The 17943-nt window shown below is 69.1% G+C and carries 11 protein-coding genes and 3 pseudogenes; 3 read left to right on the top strand and 11 right to left on the bottom strand.

Annotated elements, in window-relative coordinates; genetic code table 11:
• Positions 1 to 326: 326 nt before the first annotated feature.
• The 4 genes from KDL01_RS27955 to KDL01_RS27940 form a co-directional block, all read right to left on the bottom strand.
• Positions 327 to 1175 (bottom strand): hypothetical protein, encoded by an 849-nt coding sequence (locus tag KDL01_RS27955; protein ID WP_212531612.1) that lies wholly within the window; start codon positions 1173 to 1175, stop codon positions 327 to 329.
• Between the two features lie 128 nt (positions 1176 to 1303).
• Positions 1304 to 2701: a DUF2079 domain-containing protein gene (locus tag KDL01_RS27950; protein WP_212531611.1), complete on the bottom strand. Its 1398-nt coding sequence runs from the start codon at positions 2699 to 2701 to the stop codon at positions 1304 to 1306.
• 560 nt (positions 2702 to 3261) lie between these two features.
• The gene (locus tag KDL01_RS27945) at positions 3262 to 3855 is read right to left on the bottom strand and encodes an ATP-binding cassette domain-containing protein (protein WP_212531610.1); all 594 of its coding nucleotides are present in this window, start codon (positions 3853 to 3855) and stop codon (positions 3262 to 3264) included.
• Positions 3837 to 4358 carry a PadR family transcriptional regulator gene (locus KDL01_RS27940; protein WP_212531609.1) on the bottom strand — a complete coding sequence of 174 codons (522 nt, stop codon included), beginning with the start codon at positions 4356 to 4358 and terminating at the stop codon, positions 3837 to 3839. Before KDL01_RS27940 ends, KDL01_RS27945 begins: the two co-directional genes overlap by 19 nt.
• A 621-nt stretch (positions 4359 to 4979) precedes the next feature.
• On the opposite strand from KDL01_RS27940, the pseudogene KDL01_RS46085 reads away from it, so the two are divergent.
• A pseudogene (locus tag KDL01_RS46085) lies at positions 4980 to 5538 on the top strand (FadR/GntR family transcriptional regulator); the annotation flags it as partial.
• Positions 5539 to 5582: 44 nt separating this feature from the next.
• Here the strand turns inward: KDL01_RS46085 and KDL01_RS46080 are convergent.
• Positions 5583 to 5846: pseudogene (locus KDL01_RS46080) on the bottom strand (non-reducing end alpha-L-arabinofuranosidase family hydrolase); the annotation flags it as partial.
• 134 nt (positions 5847 to 5980) lie between these two features.
• Between KDL01_RS46080 and KDL01_RS46075 the strand changes: the two are divergent.
• A pseudogene (locus KDL01_RS46075) lies at positions 5981 to 6127 on the top strand (amidohydrolase family protein); the annotation flags it as partial.
• 82 nt (positions 6128 to 6209) lie between these two features.
• Here KDL01_RS46075 and KDL01_RS27920 read toward each other — a convergent pair.
• Entirely contained in the window at positions 6210 to 7190 is a 981-nt protein-coding gene (locus KDL01_RS27920; RefSeq protein ID WP_212531606.1) for a helix-turn-helix transcriptional regulator, read from the bottom strand.
• Positions 7191 to 7588: 398 nt separating this feature from the next.
• Between KDL01_RS27920 and KDL01_RS27915 the strand changes: the two genes are divergently transcribed.
• The gene (locus tag KDL01_RS27915; RefSeq protein ID WP_212531605.1) at positions 7589 to 11905 is read left to right on the top strand and encodes a carboxypeptidase regulatory-like domain-containing protein; all 4317 of its coding nucleotides are present in this window, start codon (positions 7589 to 7591) and stop codon (positions 11903 to 11905) included.
• A 542-nt stretch (positions 11906 to 12447) separates the two neighbouring features.
• Here the strand turns inward: KDL01_RS27915 and KDL01_RS27910 are convergent.
• The 5 genes from KDL01_RS27910 to KDL01_RS27890 all read right to left on the bottom strand — a co-directional run.
• Positions 12448 to 13512 (bottom strand): aldehyde dehydrogenase family protein, encoded by a 1065-nt coding sequence (locus KDL01_RS27910; RefSeq protein WP_212531604.1) that lies wholly within the window; start codon positions 13510 to 13512, stop codon positions 12448 to 12450.
• 201 nt (positions 13513 to 13713) lie between these two features.
• On the bottom strand, positions 13714 to 14025 hold the full coding sequence (locus KDL01_RS27905) for an SbtR family transcriptional regulator (protein ID WP_368861667.1): 312 nt from the start codon (positions 14023 to 14025) through the stop codon (positions 13714 to 13716).
• Positions 14026 to 14067: 42 nt separating this feature from the next.
• Positions 14068 to 14688 (bottom strand): TetR/AcrR family transcriptional regulator, encoded by a 621-nt coding sequence (locus tag KDL01_RS27900; RefSeq protein ID WP_212531602.1) that lies wholly within the window; start codon positions 14686 to 14688, stop codon positions 14068 to 14070.
• The gene (locus KDL01_RS27895) at positions 14685 to 16250 is read right to left on the bottom strand and encodes an MFS transporter (RefSeq protein ID WP_212531601.1); all 1566 of its coding nucleotides are present in this window, start codon (positions 16248 to 16250) and stop codon (positions 14685 to 14687) included. The genes KDL01_RS27900 and KDL01_RS27895 overlap by 4 nt, the downstream gene beginning before the upstream one ends.
• Before the next feature lie 580 nt (positions 16251 to 16830).
• On the bottom strand, positions 16831 to 17943 hold a 1113-nt coding region (locus KDL01_RS27890; protein WP_212531600.1), incomplete at its 5' end, for a DUF8189 domain-containing protein.

The raw sequence follows: 17943 nt of genomic DNA, 5'->3' as shown, positions 1-17943 counted from the left end.
CCACGACTCGAGAACCCCGGAAGACCCCGCCCGGACGGCCACCCGGCGATCGGTCCTGCCCGCGTAACAGGTAGGACCGATCGCAGCCGCAGAATCAGACTTTTAAAACTGGCTCGGTGGATCGAGGCTCAGCTATACCGCCACAATGGATTGACTTACGTGACACTCGATCTGCCCTGGCCGGTGAATCGCTGAGCTGTGGCGGCGGCGCGCGTCTCAGGTCGTCCACGAGGGCCCGGCGGTGGTACCTCCGCTGCCCTACCTTTGTCTTATCCTGGCCGGCTGCCCCCGTTCGAGCCTGCACTTCCTCCTCCGGCCGGCGACCGTCAGGGGCTGAGCCACGCGGTGATCTGCGCGGCGGTACGTAGCTGGGCGCGGGCCCGCCAGTCGACGAGGCTGAGAGAGTGTGTCCGCATCAGGGCGCTGAGGGCCGAGGCCACGCGGCTTGCCTCGGGGACGCCGCCGGCGGCCCGGTAGACGCCGAGTTCGGCGATCTGGCTCCGGACATTGCGTCCGTACACGCATGTCCCGCCGCCGATGTCGAACGCGAAGCCGCCGAGCACGAGGCCGTTCGGGATATCACGTCCGGGCGGTGGGCCGTCGATCACGACCGGATACGCCGCGTCGGCGTTCTGGCCGAGCACGGTGGCGAGTTCGTCCACCCCGATCGTCACGCCGTCGAGCGGAGCGGCGGGTTCGGCGCGCACGGCGCATCGGCCGAAGTAGGCCGTGCGTTGCTTTGCGGCTTCGGCGAGGACGGCGGCGATCTCGCTGAAGTTGCGGGTGATCGCGGGCTGCGCGCCGTCGGCGACGAATTCGACGTCCCGCCACACGTCCTCGTGCAGCTTGAGGTACGGTGCGCGCATGACCGTGGGCTGACCGGTCATCGGTGGCAGCGCATTGCACAGACTCGACATGCCCGAACGCAGGTCCCCGACCGGAGCTGCGGCGGCGATGGGCTGCTGCCTGCGCAGCGTGAGCCGTGCGCTTCCGCGCTCCTCCAGCCCAGCATGTGTGTTCGGGTCCGCGGCCTCGACATCCCAGAGTTCGCCGTGGATGAAGAACGTGGTCGGTGACGCGATCCGTTCGAGAAGGGTGCCGAGCTCGAGCCGCGTGTGCCCGAACGCCTGGCCGCCCTCGGCGTCGATGAAAACGACCTCTATCTCCCTCTCCACAGCTCCGAGGTTACGCCGAAGCGCTGCGAGTACGGTTTTCGCGGACGGCTCGGAGGTGCTGCCGGTACGAGCACGTGTCGGGTTTCAGGGGCCGCTTCGAGCGCAGGTGACTCTGATTTCGAACACCGCTATATCGAGCGTTTGAGCAGCAGTATGCCGTCTTCTTCTGCGACCACATGAAAGCCGTCCTGATGTTGGGCCATTGTCAGCCACTGGTTGAGCTGCGCGGCAGTTCCCGGGAAGGGCGGGCCCTGCGTGTCCGCAATGATCCATGAGTTCTGCCTGAGGAGATTCAGCTGTGTACCGAGTAGGGTGACCGTGTCTCGGTCGGTCAGCTGGGGAGCGAGGCGGTTGGTGGCCGCCACGGTGGCTTCATCAGGGATCATGTCCAGCAGTCGGTCGGCGGCAGCGACGTGGGGCGAGCGGGACCAGTTGCCCGGGTACAGCACGCTGAAGGTCGGTCGCGACGGCAGGAGCAGAGCAGTCACCGCGAGCGCGACGCCGAGCGCGATCCGGCTGCGTATCAGGCTCGCCCGTCGGCCGGATCGGCGCCACCGGGCCAGACCATCGATGAAGGCCGCCGCGACGATCGGCATCAGGACTGCGCTGTACTGGTAGCCGGTGCCCCAGTAGGACGGGTTGTCGGAGGCGAAGCGCCAGGCCAGTGTCGGTACGGCCAGCCAGATCAGGGGCGAGCGCAACGCGACGAACGCGGTCGGCGCCAGCAGCATGACCAGGGTGTCGAGCTTGACCGGGTTCGACAGGCTGGCTGCGGCATGGATCAGCACGAGGGCGTCAGTGCGGAGACCGCCGAGGCCCCAGGCGGAAGACGCGGACGACGCACCGGGTAGCACGTTACTCATATAGGTGTATCCGCGATGACTGACCATCGGGATGAGCACCGTGATCTCCAGCAGGCTGCCCGCCACCCCGGCGACCACAGTGGCCAGCCCGAGCACGCGACGGCCACGCGCCGCGATCATGATGCCGATCACGGCCGTGGTCAAGCCCATGTCCTCCTTCACCAGGAGCAGTGGCAGCGCCCAGAGGGCCGCGGCCGTCAGGCGACGCTCGCCGAGCGCGGTCACGCTGAACGCTACGAGCGGCACGCCGAAGGCCACTTCGTGGAAATCGAAGCCGGCCGCCGCCGCAATGCCCCAGGAAGCGCCGTAGCAGGCCCCGATGATGACCGCGGGCCAGGTTCCGACTTCCCTCATGGCCCATCGAGTCAGCGGCACCGCCGCGAGTGCGAACAGGACGGCCTGCGCGAGCAGCAGCATGTCGGCGCTCGGCCAGATCCAGTAGAAGGGCGCCAACAGGGCGATAATCGGCGAGAAGTGGTCCCCGAGCAGGTCGAAGCCAAAGCCCTTCAACGGTGTGACCGGGGCCTGTCCGTGCGCATAAGCGCGCACGGCCTGGTCGAATATCCCCAGGTCGAAACCGGAGGTCAGCATGCGGGCCTGGTCCGCCAACCCCAGTGCCGCGTAGTCGGCGAGACAGATTGCCGCGAGCAGCCAGGGCAGCACGGAAGGCCGGTTCACCGAGCGCCCGACACGGCGTATGAAATCCCACCGAGGAGATCGTGCAGGCGGGCGCACCGCGGCATACACGACCGATTCCGCGGTCTTCGGTAGTGAGTCACTCAGCGGTGCCGTCATCGACATCGTCCCTTCGGAGTCGTTCCCCCCGGGCTCCTGGTCTCGGCGAACAGCGAGCATCCGGCATGCGGGGCCGTGGCGGGGTGGACGGCGCGGACGCGCCGGATCGTGTGGGGGTCGGCCTCGGACAGGCCGTAGTGGTGGATCTTGTCCTCGGCCTTGAGTTCGGCCGGGATGCCCAGGACGTGCTCGATCGGCGTGTTCGGGTCCGACTCCGGGCGTCACGCGCGCTCGGACCGCCATGACGCATCCCACCGAAGCCGGCGACGCGGCGGCCCGAAATCGCCCGGCTCGCCCACTGGATCACGCTGCGACACTGGCGTCAGGCGGGGTCGAACGCGCCTACGTATCCGTGGATACGAACCCTGATGGGCTCTGTCGAAGCCGGCCGCGGCCCGTGCCTGCATCTCCCGTGCCGACCGTTGCCGTCAACTCGTTCGGCGGCCCGTGGCGTCTGCGGACCGGCTCAGCAGTATCGCGCCGAGGGCGGTCAGCACCGGTGTGGCCGCGGCCATCACGCCGAGATTGAGCCGCGGACAATGAAGCGCACCGGGTAAGCAGCGGATGCGCCGATGTTTCTCCGGGAAGCGGCGGCCGAGCCCGTCGAGGCCGACCTCGGCGAGCGAGGCCTTGGCCAGTCGGCGCGCTCTGCCCGCGCGCATCCCGTCCAGTTCAGGCGGCTGCGCGACGTTCTCGGCCGCGGTCAGCGCTGGGATCAGATTGCAGTTTTGGAAGACGTAGCCGACGCTGGTGCGCCGCAGCCGGGCGAGCGCGCGGCGCGAGGATTCGGAGAGGTGTACGCCCTCGACGACGACGTTGCCGGAAGTCGGTCTGTCGAGCCCGCCGCAGAGGGCGAGCTGCGTGCTCTTGCCGGAGCCGGGAGGACCCATCGCCGCGACCAGGTTCCGGGCCGCGACCTCCAGGCTCACCCCGACCCGTGCCCGCACCTCCGCCTCGCCCGAACCGTGGGCCCGGGTCAGGCCCCTGCGTGAGACCACCGGACCTATCGATTGTGTCGGCATGCCTGTCCTTCCATGTGGTCAAGCCGACGGATCCCCGCCCCGGCTTGGAAGATCCGTGCCTCGAGCACCAACGACCAGGCCGGCTGCGGGTCCGCGGTGCGCAGTTCGCGCTGTGTCAGCCCTCGCAGCTCGGCCTGGACGTGCGTCCGCTGACCCCGCACCATCGGCGTGATTTCCACCCCGGGCAAGCTCCCCGCGAGCCCGAGCTTGATCGCGAGTTCGTCGCGCGGCCGTTCGCCCCGGGTGATCGGCCGGGCGAACCAGCCTTCGAGTTCGCCCGTCCCCTCCTGTGTGATTTCGTAGGCGACGTGGCCCTCGGCGTCCTCGCCGGTCTTGGCCACCAGGCCGTCGCGCTCAAGCCGGACGACAGTCGTGGAGATCTGGCCGATGTACACGGGCCGAGTCGAGCCGGTGATCTCCGCCAGGGCCGCGCGCAACCGCAGCCGGTAGCCGTATCCAGCCCGGTCGCGCAGCAGCGCGAAATTGCTGTGCTTGATCGACATGCCGACGCCCCCTCTCGTGCATACGCAGTATGTATACCGGGTATGCAAGAGCCTGTGCAAGCGCGCCGGAAGAAGGCTGTCGTCCCCGTCTGGCACGGCCTCGGGACCGAGTTCTGCATGAGTGCTGACATGCTCGGTGGCGGTGCCGCAAGCCGTGCAGGCCAGGCGGCGAGTCGCGGTTGCCGTCGGATCGCGTGATGGGCGGGTTCGCCGTAGCGAGGTGCTCGGGGGCCGCGGATAAGCGCGTCGGCGCTCGGGCGGTTCTTGGGCCGGCGCAAGCCGGATTCCGTCGTCAGAGCCCTCGCCGAACACGACCTGGATCGGCTCGCATGGCCACGGCGTGTCGGGCGGTGCCAAGAGCATGATCCGCTCTGGTTCGGACTCTCCGAGTGCTCGCGCGTACGCGGCGTCCAAGAGAAGTGCTCGGCCTTTGAGCCTTCCGGGCAACAGGGCGATCACATGCTGTGGTCGCGCTCGGGTTGCGCCCGATCTGGTTAGGGCCATGTCTCTGCTCCGTGGCGAGGCGCTTCTCGCCCCGGAGCTTTCCCGTTCCGTTACTCCATTGCGGTCAGACCGCTGTCACGCTGCCGCAGCGAGGCGTCCGGAGGTGAGGTGCGACAGATGTCGTTGACCGACAGGGCCATCGAGCATATCCGGGAGCTGATCCTTTCCGGCCAGTCGCCTCCCGGTTCCCGGCTGCCTTCCGAGCCCGGCCTGGCCGCCCAGCTCGGCACCTCCAGGAACCTGATGCGCGAGGCGGTCAAGGCGCTGGTGATAGCACGGGTGTTGGAGATCCGCCGCGGCGCCGGGACGTACGTCACCAGCCTCGAGCCCGGGATGCTGCTGGAAGGGATCGGCTCCGTGGTCGAGCTGCTGCAGGGTGACACACTGCTGGAGATGATCGAGGCTCGACGCCTCTTCGAGCCGGTGGCCACCGGGCTGGCGGCCACCCGGATCTTGCCGGAGGCGTAGGCGGAAGTCGAAGGCCACCTCCTCGCCATGCGTGCGGCCCGTGACGACGTGGAGCTTCTGAACAAGCACGACGCTGCCTTCCACCACGCCGTGGTGGCCGCCACCGTCCATCAGACTCTGGCGAGTCTGATGGACGGCCCTGATGGACGGCATCGCCGGGCGAACGGTGCGTGCGCGCGTATGGCGCGGAATGCCCGAGCCGGGAGCCATGCCCTGGAACAGATACTGCAGATGGCACGGGTCGATCGTCGCCGTCTGGTCGCAGGCGGTACGCAGCGCTTCACCGCCGCTGAAGTCCTGCGTCCAGACCGGCGTGCCGGAGGGGAACGTGACGTCGGAGGCGCCCATGAACGGGTTGGTCCGGGTGGCGGCCAGCGGCGTCCACGTGCCGGTGAGGCTGCTCGAGGTCCACGAAGGGAACAGCCGGTGCCCATCGGGGCCGATCGCCTCGACGACGAGCAGATACGTGTTCGATCCCACCAGCCCGCTCTTGCGCCACGGCGAGCACCACTTCATGATCGGCGATCTGGCCGAGGCGGCGCGCGCGGCCGACCGAAGCTCTCGCGCAGGCTCAGGCGTACGACTTCGACGCCACAAGCGCTGACCGTCCGCGCTGGGAACGGTCTTCGGCACTTTCACGCCTTTGAGCGGCACGCGGGCCGGGCCTGCGGGTGACTACGCACGTCGGCGTGTGGGGCGCGGCGGACGATGCCGGCATCCGGCTGATGTGGGACCACGGCTTCATGACTCCGGGTGTCACCCGCGTCCACACTGCGGCCCTGAGCCAGGACTGCTACAGCGCATCGCCGTGTCGGCGGGCCGACATCGTCCTGATTGAGGACGGCGCCTCCCCGTCGTGTACCCGGTGACCGCGCCGCGTCAGATCCATCCACGGCGTGCAGCCTCCATGCCGATCTGGAAGCGCGTTCGCGCACCCACCTGCGTCATGAGCTGCTGGACGTGCCGCTGTACGGTCCGCGTACTCCAGCCGAAGGTGCGCGCGATGGCGCCGTCGGTGGCGCCGCTGGCGAGCAGGCCGAGCAGTTGCCGGTCGCGGTTGCTCAGCGCCTCCGGGCCGCTCCTGGACTCGAACCGGTTGAGCGGGATCGCCCGGTCCCACACGGCTTCGAAAAGCCCGCTGACGAGGTCCAGCAGGGAGGACGGGTGGACGAGGTGCGCGATCTCGTTCTGGTAGTCGGCCGGCGAGCTCACGATGGCGAGGGTGTCGTCGCAGATCACGAGCTTCACCGGAAGTGAAGTGCCGACGCGCGCTTGTTCGCCGAGGTTGATCCCCTCCCAGATGTTCTCCAGGCGTCCTGGCGTGGCGACCGACTCCTGGTCGTAGACGACGCGGTAGCCGACCGTGCCCGCACTGAGCGAGCCGCGTTCCTCGAAGTTGGGCCCCTCGTCGCCGTGCTTGCCCGCGACGACGAAGTACGGTGGCTTGTCGAACGCCCTGACCTGGTGCCGGGCGGAACGCTGGACGCGCACGAAGGTCCGGAAGATCTTCGGAACGCCCTCGATCACCTCCACGTAGTCGCCCGGCCCGAGCGTCGAGGCCTCAGTGTGGAACGCCTGGTCCAGCTTGTTCAAGTGCTGCTGCAGCTGCCGGAGTTCGTGTTCTCGCTTGGAGATCAGTACGGAGCCGGCCAGCGACGGTTCAACAGCCGTGTAGCGAGCCGGGCGGCCAGGCAGCCGCGTCACCAGGCCGCGTCGGGCCAGGCTCACCAGCGCCCGTGCGGTCTTGGCCGCGGTGAGGTTCGTGCGGCTGGACAGCGCCCCCACGGTCGAGGTCGTCTGAGGGATCAGAGCTTCGTAGACGCGTGCCTCCGCCGCGGGTATACCGACGGTCTCCCACATGTTGCCGCCTCGTCTCAGCCGTCCCAGGCTCTGTCGGGTTTCCGACTCCGATGACGACCACTATGTCAGAACTCTTGCTAGATCAGCCACCGAATGGCGGTGGGGGATCATTGTTGCGATACTGCTGCGGGAAGCCGGATGTGCGCATGCTTATTAACGTGTTGGACACAAGTGTGCAGCTCCATGGCGCCCGCGCGCGGCGGTGTGTCGCGTCATTGTGTATCTGTTCCCTGATTTTCAAACGGGACGAAACGGGCGCGGAGCGGACGCTGGCGCGATGGCGTACTTACGACACCTGTCGCAAAGACGAACCGCCGAACCATTGTCGGTGCTCTCGGACTCTGTCACGGTCGGGTACGCCACGGAGATCCGTTCCGTCCCGCCGGTAGGAGACATCGATGGAAGTCAAATCGCGACCGAGGGGACTCGTCGTCCTGCTGGTCGCCCTGGCCACCCTGGCGAGCCTGTGCTTCGCCGGCGCCGGCGCCGCCCACGCGGCGACCGCCCGAGCCGTTCATCCCGCGACCGCGGATACCACTGCGGCCGTCAAGCAGATCAAACCGCCGAGTTGTGACACTCCCCAAGCGCCCCCGAAGCCGGGAACGTTCCCGACGGAGCACTGTGACGCGGTCCCGCTGACCAACAGCTCCGGCTACGTGACCGTGCAGCCAGAGGCCTCCGGTCCGCCCTCGACCGCGCTGGGGCCGACGCAGATCCAGAGCGCGTACGACCTGCCTGCCGCCGGTACCGGCGAGACGGTCGCGATCGTGGACGCTTTCGGCTACGCCACCGCGGAGGCTGACCTGGGCGTCTTCCGGTCCTTCTACAACCTCCCGGCCTGCACCACGGCCAACGGCTGCTTCAAGAAGGTCGACGAGAACGGCGGAACCGACTACCCGCCGGAGGACTCCAGTTGGTCGATCGAGACGGCACTCGATCTCGACGCGGTCTCCTCGGCCTGCCCGAAGTGCAACATCGTGCTGGTCGAGGCGGACACCGACAACGCGAGCGACCTCGCGCAGTCCGTCGAGACCGCCGCGAACCTCGGCGCCACGGCGATATCCAACTCGTACGGCGGGGACGAGGCGCCGGACGAGTCGAGCCTCGACCAGTACTACAACCACCCCGGCATCGCGGTGACCGTGTCCGCCGGAGACACCGGATACGGCGTGAGCTACCCCTCGGTGAGCCCCTACGTCACCAGCGTCGGCGGAACCGCGTTGACCCAGGACAGCGGCTCCGCGCGTGGCTGGGACGAGACCGTGTGGAACGACGAGAACGGCGCGACCGGATCCGGCTGCTCGGCCTACGAGCCGCAACCGGCCTTCCAGAAGGGGTTGGCCACCGACTGTCCGGACAACCGGGCCGACACCGACATCTCCGCCGACGCCGCTCCGGCCACGGGTCTCGGCATCTACAACTCCACCGCGCTCGGCGGATGGTCCCAGTACGGCGGCACGTCCCTGTCCTCCCCGCTCATCGCCGCCATGTACGCGCTCGCCGGAACCCCCACGCCGGGAACCTATCCGGTGACCTACCCGTACGCCGACCCGACCGATCTCAACGACGTCACCTCGGGAGATGACGGCGACTGCGGCGACGTGCTGTGTCAGGCGGGCCCCGGCTGGGACGGCCCGACCGGTCTCGGCACCCCCAACGGCATCAAGGCACTGTCTCAGGGTCCGAGTGGCCAGATCGCCGGAAAGATCACCGACAGTTCCTCGGGCGCCGGGATCTCCGGAGTCGATGTGACCGCCACCGCTCCGTCCGGCAACGAATTCACCGCCACCACCGGCGCCGACGGCGGCTACGACCTGTACGCGCCGGCCGGCACCTACACCGTCACCGCGACGGATTTCGGTTATCCGACCCAGACGGTCGAGGACGTCACCGTCACCGACAACGAGTCGGTGGCCGAGAACTTCACGCTGGCCGCGCTGCCCCGGGAGACCGTCTCGGGCTACGTCACCGACGGATCGGGCCACGGCTGGCCGATGCGCGCGAAGATCACTATCAGCGGCTACCCGGGCGGCGCGGTGTACTCCGATCCGTACACCGGCAAGTACAGCGTGGCCCTGCCCTCCGGCACCGACTACACGATGCAGTTCACCTCCGCGGACCTGTCCGGCTACCTCGGCCAGACCGCCACCGTCGACGTCAGCGGCTCGGCGGTCCGGCAGGACATCCAGTTGCCGGTCGACGCGAGCACGTGCACCGCGCCCGGCTACGCCTACCGGAACCAGGGCACGGTCGAGACGTTCACCGGCTGGCAGGGCACGACGGCACAGGACGGCTGGAGCGTCGTCGACAACATCGGCAGCGGCCAGACCTGGAACTTCGCGAACCTCAGCGGCTTCGCGGGGCCGCAGGGCTCGGACTCCGACTTCGCCAGCGTGCAATCCGACTACTGGGACGGCGGCCAGCAGGACACCTCGCTGATCTCGCCGGCCGTCGATCTGTCGGGCCAGAGCGACCCGCAGATCATGTTCGACAACGAGTACATCGGGTTCCCGGGCCAGACCGGCACCGTCGACCTGAGCCTGGACGGCGGCGAGACCTGGAACACCGTGTTCACGCCGCCCACGATGGACGCCCTGATGGACATCCCGATCCCGCAGGCGGCCGGCCAGTCCGACGTCCGGGTCCGGTTCCACTTCATCGGTGGAGACACCCGCATGTGGCAGATCGACAACGTGCTCATCGGCACCCAGTCGTGCGTCGCGCAGCCGGGCGGTCTGGTCGCCGGCGTCGTCACGGACGCCAACACCGGCGACGTACTCGAGGGCGCGACCGTCACGAGCGCCTCCGACCAGACCCAGTTCGGGGTGACGGCCGCGACGCCGGACGACGCCGGTCTCACCGGGGGCTATTACTGGCTCTACAGCTCGCACACCGGCCAGACCGGGTTCACGGTCACCGACGGCCAGTACGCGGACGCCGCGGGCCAGATCGACGTGATCGCGGACGGCGTCGTGCATCAAGACTTCAAGCTCGACGTCGGCCGGCTGACCGTCGGTCAGCAGAGTCTGTCGGCGACCGAGACCCTGGGTGCTGCCAAGACCAAGACCGTGACGCTCGGGAACGACGGTACCGCGCCGCTGAACGTGAGCCTCGGCCAGAGCGACGCCGGGTTCACCGCGATGGGGCAGAGCGCGAACGCTCCGGTCGCGGCCACACCCAAGACCCTGGTCAAGGCGCACACCAGCCTCGCGGAGAGACCGGGTAATCCGACGGCGAGCCCCGGTGCCTCCTCCGGCACGCAACTGACCGCACCACTGAGCGCCTCGGCGAACGGGTCGTGGACGAGCGTCGCGAACTACCCGACGTCAGTGATGGACGACGTGGTCGCCGACTACGACGGAAAGATCTACGTCGTCGGCGGCAGCGATGGCAATGAGCCTCTCCAGAGTGCCAACGTCTTCGATCCGGCCACCGGTGCGTGGAGTGCGATCGCCGACCTGCCCGAGCCGTTGAGCGCCCTGTCGGGGCAATTCATCGGCGGCACTCTGTACGTGACCGGCGGGTGGAACTGGCTCGGCGAAACCAGTCAGCACACCTATGCCTACAACCCGGGCACGAACACATGGTCCCAGATCGCAGACCTGCCGCTCGCTGTGGCCGCGGCCGCCAGCGCGGTCGTCGACGGCAAGCTCTACATCATCGGCGGATGCACCACGGGTTCGTGCGCGCCCCTGTCGTCAGCCGTCTACAGCTACGACCCGGGTAACAACTCCTGGAGCGCGGCGCCCGCCTATCCGAGCACCGTCGCCTTCGTCGCCTGCGGCGGCGTCGACTCCGCGGTCGTGTGCGCCGGTGGTGAGAGCGGCTCCTCGTCGCTGAACACCACCTACGCCTACACGCCGGGAGACGCGGGCTGGACGCAGAAGGCGAGCATGCCGGACGACGCCTGGGGCGCCGCGGCCGCCAGCGCGAACGGTCAACTCGAGGTGATGGGCGGCGCCGTGCAGAACGGTGCGATGCTCTCCAATCAGAACTACGGATACGACCCGACGACGAACCTGTGGAGCGCGCTGCCCAACTCGGCGAACGCGCTCTACCGCGGCGGTGCCGCATGCGGGATCTACGAGATCGGCGGCGAAGCCGACGGCTCGTACACGCCCGTGCAACTCGTCCAGTACCTCCCCGGGTACGACCAGTGCGCCGCCGGCACGGCGTGGCTGTCCAGCTCCGAGAGCACACTGACGATTGCGCCGGGCCAGAAGGTCGCCGTCACGGTCACCGCCGACTCCTCGAAGGTTTCCCAGCCGGGCACCTACAAGGGTGAACTGACACTCGACGACAACTCGCCGTACGCCAGTGCGCTGCCGGTCACCTTCACCATGACCGTCAACCCGCCCAAGACGTGGGGGAAGATCACCGGGACCGTGTCCGACACCTCCGGTGGCCCGATCGTCGGCGCCACCGTGGCGATCTGCACCATGTACGAGCCCAAGACCGGCACCTGCGGTCCGGTGACCTACACGCTGCAGACCGACGGGAACGGCAACTACCAGCTGTGGCTCGACAAGGGCTTCAGTCCGCTCGAGATCATAGCCGCGAAGGACGGCTACACGCCGGTCATGAGGACCGCGAAAGTCGCTGCGGGGAGCACCACGACTCTGGCCTTCACGCTGAACTCATCCAGTGCCGTGACGCAAAGCACCCTGCAGACCTTCCTGAACAGCCACCTGGACATCCGATCCGCGCCACGGTAGCCCGCGAAACGGGCGCCGCCCGTGAACCGGTGACGTGAACCAGGGGGTGGATGCCCTGCCGCACCAGGCAGGGCATCCACCCCAGCGCTCGGCGAAGTGGCGCTCTGGCATCGCACGCACCGGCGAGCAAAAAGCCGAGGGGAACGGGCAGCACCCGACACGGCCGTACGGTGGAAAGCGGGCTTAGCCACCACGGACCGGCAACCGCGAGCAGAGCGGGCCCGCCCACCGCGGCTGGTCCGGGATCGCTCGCGCCCGCCCCGACGTAGTGGCCCCGGGACGGGCGCGGGCCAGTCGGCGTCGGGTGCCGTCAGTTCCAGGGGACGCCGGTCGGCAGAGCGTCGCTGTTGGTCCAAGCGCCCTGGACGCCGATGCTCGCGACCGTGGTGGCCGCGGCCACGCTGCCGTTGTAGGAGGCGTCGTAGGCGCAGCGACGCCGCCCTGCGGGCTGACGGCGCGGGCAGGCTGGTATGGGGTGGGGCCCGTCGGGTGACGGGCCCCCACGTGACAAGCATCGGGTCAGATACCTGAGGTACTTGTGTTCACAGTGCGATACGGACGTTCTTGACCTGCGTGTAGGTGTCGAGTCCTTCCAGGCCGCCTTCGCGGCCCAGGCCGGACTGCTTGTAGCCGCCGAAGGGGAGGTTGCCGGTGCTCATCTCGGCCCATGTGTTGATCCAGACGGTGCCGGCCTCGATGGCCGCGGCCATGCGGTGTGCGGTGGTGAGGCTGGTGGTCCACACGGAGGCGGCCAGTCCGTAGTCGGTGTCGTTGGCCTGGGCTATGGCGTCGTCGACGTCGGTGAAGGTGGTGATCACGCCGACGGGGCCGAAGATCTCCTCGCGGACGACGCGCATGTCGGAGCGGACGTCGTCGAGGAGGGTGGGGGCGAAGAAGTATCCGTGGTCACCGAAGCGCCCGCCGCCGGTCACCACGTTCGCGCCCTCCTCACGGGCGATGTCGAGGTAGGAGCTGACGCGGTCGAACTGCGCCTTGGTGGAGAGCGGTCCCACCAGCGTGCCCTGGGTCAGCGGGTCGCCTGGGGTGAACATCTCCATCGTCTTCAGCAGCTTCTCGACGAACTCCTCGCGGATGCTCTCCTCGACCAACACGCGGGATCCGGCGACGCAGGCCTGTCCCGCGTTGCCCAGGAAGCCGGCCGCCACGCCGCGGGCCGCGACGTCGAGGTCGGCGTCGGCGAAGACGACCGACGGCGACTTGCCGCCGAGCTCGAGGGTGACGCGCTTGAGCGTGTCGGTGGCCTGGCGCTGGACCAGCTTGCCGGTGGCAGTCGACCCGGTGAAGGCGATCTTCGCGACGCCGGGATGCGTGACGAGTGCCTGGCCCGCCTCGGAGCCCAGGCCGGTGACGACGTTCACGACACCGGCCGGCAGGTCGGTGTCGGCGAGCAGCTCAGCCAGGCGCAGCGTGCTCAGCGAGGCGGTCTCGGCCGGTTTGAGGACGACGGTGTTGCCGGCGGCCAGGGCCGGGGCGAGCTTGCCGGGCAGTTGGCCCATCGGTCCGTTCCAGCCCCAGATGATGCCGACGACGCCGAGCGGCTCCTTGCGGGTGTAGGCCATGCGGTCCTTGCCCGCGGGGACGCTCACGCCGGACAGCTTGGTGGGCCACCCGCGTAGTAGCGGAAAGCCTCACTCGCCTCGGCGAGCATGTGTGCGGTCAGCATGCGGGGCGCACCCATGCTCGTGCTCGATCACGTCCGTCGGCTCGGTTGGCCCGGCAGCGCGCCCGCCCACTCCTTCTTACGGCCGTGGGGACGCCCAGGACTTCACTGGCAGTCGGCGATCCGCTCATGACGTGGCTGCGTTCGAGTGCAAGCCGTCGAGCAGGATGCGGATCAGGGCGCCGGGGAAGTCCGGGTCGCTATCGATGCCGGCGAGTGCGACGAGGCCGTCGAGGATCTGTCCGAGTGAGACTTCGTCGCGTACTTCTCCGCTGCGTTGCGCGGCGCGGAAGAGGGGTTCGCCGGCGGCGATCGTGCGGGAACGGCTCTCGCGCAGGACGATGGGGCTGCCGTTGGCGGATTCGGCGAGGATGGCCGAGGCGAGAGGGCCTTTACGGGCGCCGACGGCGTGGAAGCGCATGAGCCAGGCGAAGAAGATCTCGCCGGGTGTGTCACCACTGACGTTTCGGATCGTGGCTGGCTATCGCTCGGGCGTTTCTCCGGTGATCGCGCCGAGGGCGTCGACGATGAGGGCGACGAGTTCGTCGCGAGGCGCCGAGCGGAGTTCGTCGAACCAGCCGAGTGAGCGTCCGAGGCTGATGCCGAGCAGGGCGGCGACCGCGACCTGCACGCGCAGTTCGGGACGGTCCTCGTCCCGCGTCGCCGCCATCTTGGCGGCTAGCGGCGTGACCAGGCGCCGGGACAGGCGGTCCAGGGCGGCGTCGCGGATCTCGGGGGAGGTGTCGGAGCGGATGATCGCCTGGAGGACCGGGCCCGGGCCGTCCCGGCCGTCGGCCCGGGCCAGCACTACCTCGGCCATCTGTTCCAGACCCTCGTACTCGGTGGGGATCGCCTCGCCTGCGTCCTCGGCGATCACCGCGGCGATGTAGAGGTCGGTCTTGCTGCCGAAGTAACGGGCGATCAGGGACGCGTCGACGCCGGCCTGCTCGCCGATCTCCCGGATCGTCGTGCTCTCGAACCCCTGTCGGCCGAAGAGGATCCTGGCCGATTGGAGCAGGGCCTCCTTGCTGGCGGCGGAGTCGCGGGATCGGCCGGCCCGGGCCCCCTTCGTGCTCGGGGTCGCCGAGTCGCCGTCGCTCACGGCCGATCGCCCTTCGGTCCCGGCGGCGGCTCCTCGCCCGCGACCAGTCCCACGCCGGCCAGTTCGGCGTCGTCCTTCATGAGCATTTCGAGGTCCTCCTCCTGATCCACGGTCAGGGTATCGGGCCGGGAGGGCGCCCGCCCCGGCAGCATGAAGCTGGCCACCGCCGTCGCCAGGCACAGGACGACCGCGATGATCAGGGCCACCGTGAAGCCGCCCACCTCCGGCAGTTCCTGGCCGGGCCGGGTGTGGGACATCAGCACGGCGGAGCTCAGCGCGCTGCCGACCGTCAGGCCGATGCTGCGCACCACCTGGTAGAAGCCCATGGCGCTGCCGGTCTCGCTCGGGGCCACGGCGCGGACGATGAACCCGGGCATCGCGCCGGTGGTGAAGCCGACGGCGAGGCCGCAGACCGCGACCGTGACGAACGCCTCCCACAGGGCCGAGTGCTCCACCGCGAAGAAGCCCGCGGCCACCCCGAACACCACCGAGCCGAGCGGGATCATGGTCCGGGGCCCGAAGCGCCGCTCGTAGCCGGTCAGGAAGCGGGTGGCCGCGTAGCTGCCGGCCGAGAGCGGGACCAGGACCAGCCCGGAGACGATCAGGGAAGCGCCGAAGCCGTAGCCGGCCGACCGCGGGATCTGCACGAACTCGACGATGATCGGGATGAGCAGGTACATGGCGATGCTGATGAGGAAGCCTGACACGTCGGCGGTGAGGACCGAGCGGTTGCGCACCTGGCGCAGGTCGACGAGCGGGTCGGCGATGCGCAGCTCGTAGGGGATCCAGACCGCGAGCAGCACCGCCGATGCGGCGAAGACGCCGAGGGAACGAGCCGAGGTCCAGCCCCATCCGCCCCCTTCGCTCAGGGCCACCGAAATCCCGATGACGGCCAGGCTGAGCAGCCCGGAGCCCGTGACGTCGAAGCGCCGGGAGACCCCCGGCGAGCGGGCCGGCAGGACCAGCGCAGCGAGCACCAGCGCCCCGGTGACGACGATGGCGCCGAACCAGTAGGCCGCCCGGAAGTCCAGGACCTGGGCTATCAGCCCGGTCACCGGATAGCCGAGGCCGGCGCCGATGGCGGTGGTGACCGACAGGGTGGCGATCGTCTGCCTGGCCTTCTCGGGCGGCAGGCTCCGGCGGGCGATGGCCATGGCTACGGGCAGGAGTCCGAGTCCCACTCCCTGCAGCGCGCGGCCGATGAGCAGCACGGTGAAGCCGGTGGATATCGCCGCGAGCACGCAGCCCGCGACGACGGCGGCGAGGGCGACCAGGATGATGGCCCGCTGGCGGGGCCCGTCGGCGAGGCGCCCCATCACCGGCGTGGCCAGGGCGCCGGTCAGCAGGGTGACGGTCAGGATCCAGCCGCCGGTGCTCAACGAGACCCCGTCGGCCTGCGACAGGGTCGGGATGAGGGGGGCGCCGAGGCTGGAGACCACGGCCATCAGCGATCCGGACAGCACCAGGGTCGGTACCAGGAGCCGTCGCCGCAGCGGAGAGGGGCTGCCGGCCCCGATCGCCTCCGGCGAGGCTGCCTCGGCTGGATCGGCGGGCGTCGTCATCGCTGTGCTCCCACTAGTGTCATCGGCCGATGTCATCGGTTGATGGCATCAGGCGATGATCACTATAACCGGTCGGACCGGCTTGATCCAAAGGCCTACTTATTCAAGTAGTCGACACTAATATGTGGTCCAGGCGGCGATCTGCGTGTGGTCAAGGCGGCGCTCTGCGCGGAGCCTGGGACTACCACCCGGCATGCCGCGAGGCGCGATCATCGGCTCCCTGGGGCCGCGCGGTACCGGCCCACTTTTGCCAGAACCTGGCGCGCTCGCGCGACTCACACCGGATTCTCGCCAAGATCCCCAGGTCGTATGCGAGGGGAGTGCCCCCGCATGACCCAATGCCCGAGGCTGTCGCGGCGCCATGACAAGGGCACCGGCTCGGGACGCATCGTCGATGCGGGTTATTCGGTAACTCGGATCACGTCGAGGTGGGGCCGGCATCGGCGCAGGAGAGACCGAGTCCCGCGTGCCCGTGGAGCGACTCCCGCCGCAGAGGCGTCGGCCCGGTCGGGAAAACCGACCGGGCCGACGCTGCATCTGCCTTATAGAACCCCCTAGCCTGGAGCGGTCGCGCCCGGATTCACTCGGCGGCGCCGCCCATGTTGCTGGCGGTGGTCGTCCAGCCGCCGCCGGTGTTGAAGAAGGCGTGCCACATGTGGTTGTCGGCCGTGCCCTTCCAGAACACATCGATCGTGCCGTCGGTCTGTCCGGCCGCGAGCGGCTGGCTGATTGATCCCATGCCGAGGCTGGCGGCCGCCGACCAGCTCTGGCCGTAGTCGTTCGAGAAGACGTGCCACAAGTTGCCGTCGGTGCCCTCGAAGAAGATGTCGGTGGTGGGGTCTGCGGAGGTCACCGGTGCGGGGACGGTGCTGGCCGCGATGTCGCCGCCGAGGTCCCGCGCGCTCGAGCTCCAGCCGACGCCGGCGGTGTAGTGCGCCAGCCACAGGTGGTCGTCGTTCGCACCCCGCCAGGTCACGTCGATGGTGCCGTTGGCGTGGCCGGTCGCGGTCGGGCCGCTGCCGAGTGTGCCGTAGCCCAGGCTCGCGGCCGTACTCCAGGACGTGCCGTAGTTGCTGCTGTAGACGTGCCAGAGGTTGCCGTCGGTGCCCTTGAAGAACACGTCGGTGGTCCCGGCCACGGAGGAGACCGGCGCCGGCACCGTGCCCGGGGCGATGTCGCCGCCGAGTTTGACGGCCCCCGAACTCCAGCCGACGCCCGCGGTGTACTGGGCCATCCACAGGTGGTCGTCGTTCGCGCCCCGCCAGAACACATCGATGGTGCCGTTGGCCTGGCCTATCGCCCGTGGGGCGCTGCCGAGCGTGCCGTACCCGAGGTCTACCGGAGCGTTCCAGGTCCCGCCGGTCGTGAAGGAGTGCCAGAGGTCGCCGTCCTGGCCCTCCCAGAACGTGTCGACGGTTCCGGCGACCGTGTTCACGGTGGAGGGCTCAGAGCCCATCGTCGCCCCGCCCAGGCTCGTCGGCCCCGCCCATGACGAGCCGGGGATGTACCAGTCGTGGTCCAAGGACCCGTCGGCGCCCTCGTACAGCAGGTCCACCGTGCCGTCGTTCTGGTCCACCACTTGTGAAGCCTGATGCGAACCGTCCGGAGCGGTGGGCGTTTCCGGAGTACCGGGCATCGCTGGGCCGTAGGTGCTGCCGGGGGCCGCGGCCGGGGAGGACGGGGTGCCCGAGGG

The organism is Actinospica durhamensis, assembly GCF_018139695.1.
Taxonomy (GTDB): domain Bacteria; phylum Actinomycetota; class Actinomycetes; order Streptomycetales; family Catenulisporaceae; genus Actinospica; species Actinospica durhamensis.
Note: the sequence above shows the minus strand (reverse complement) of the source record. Positions and strands in the feature narration are given on the sequence as shown.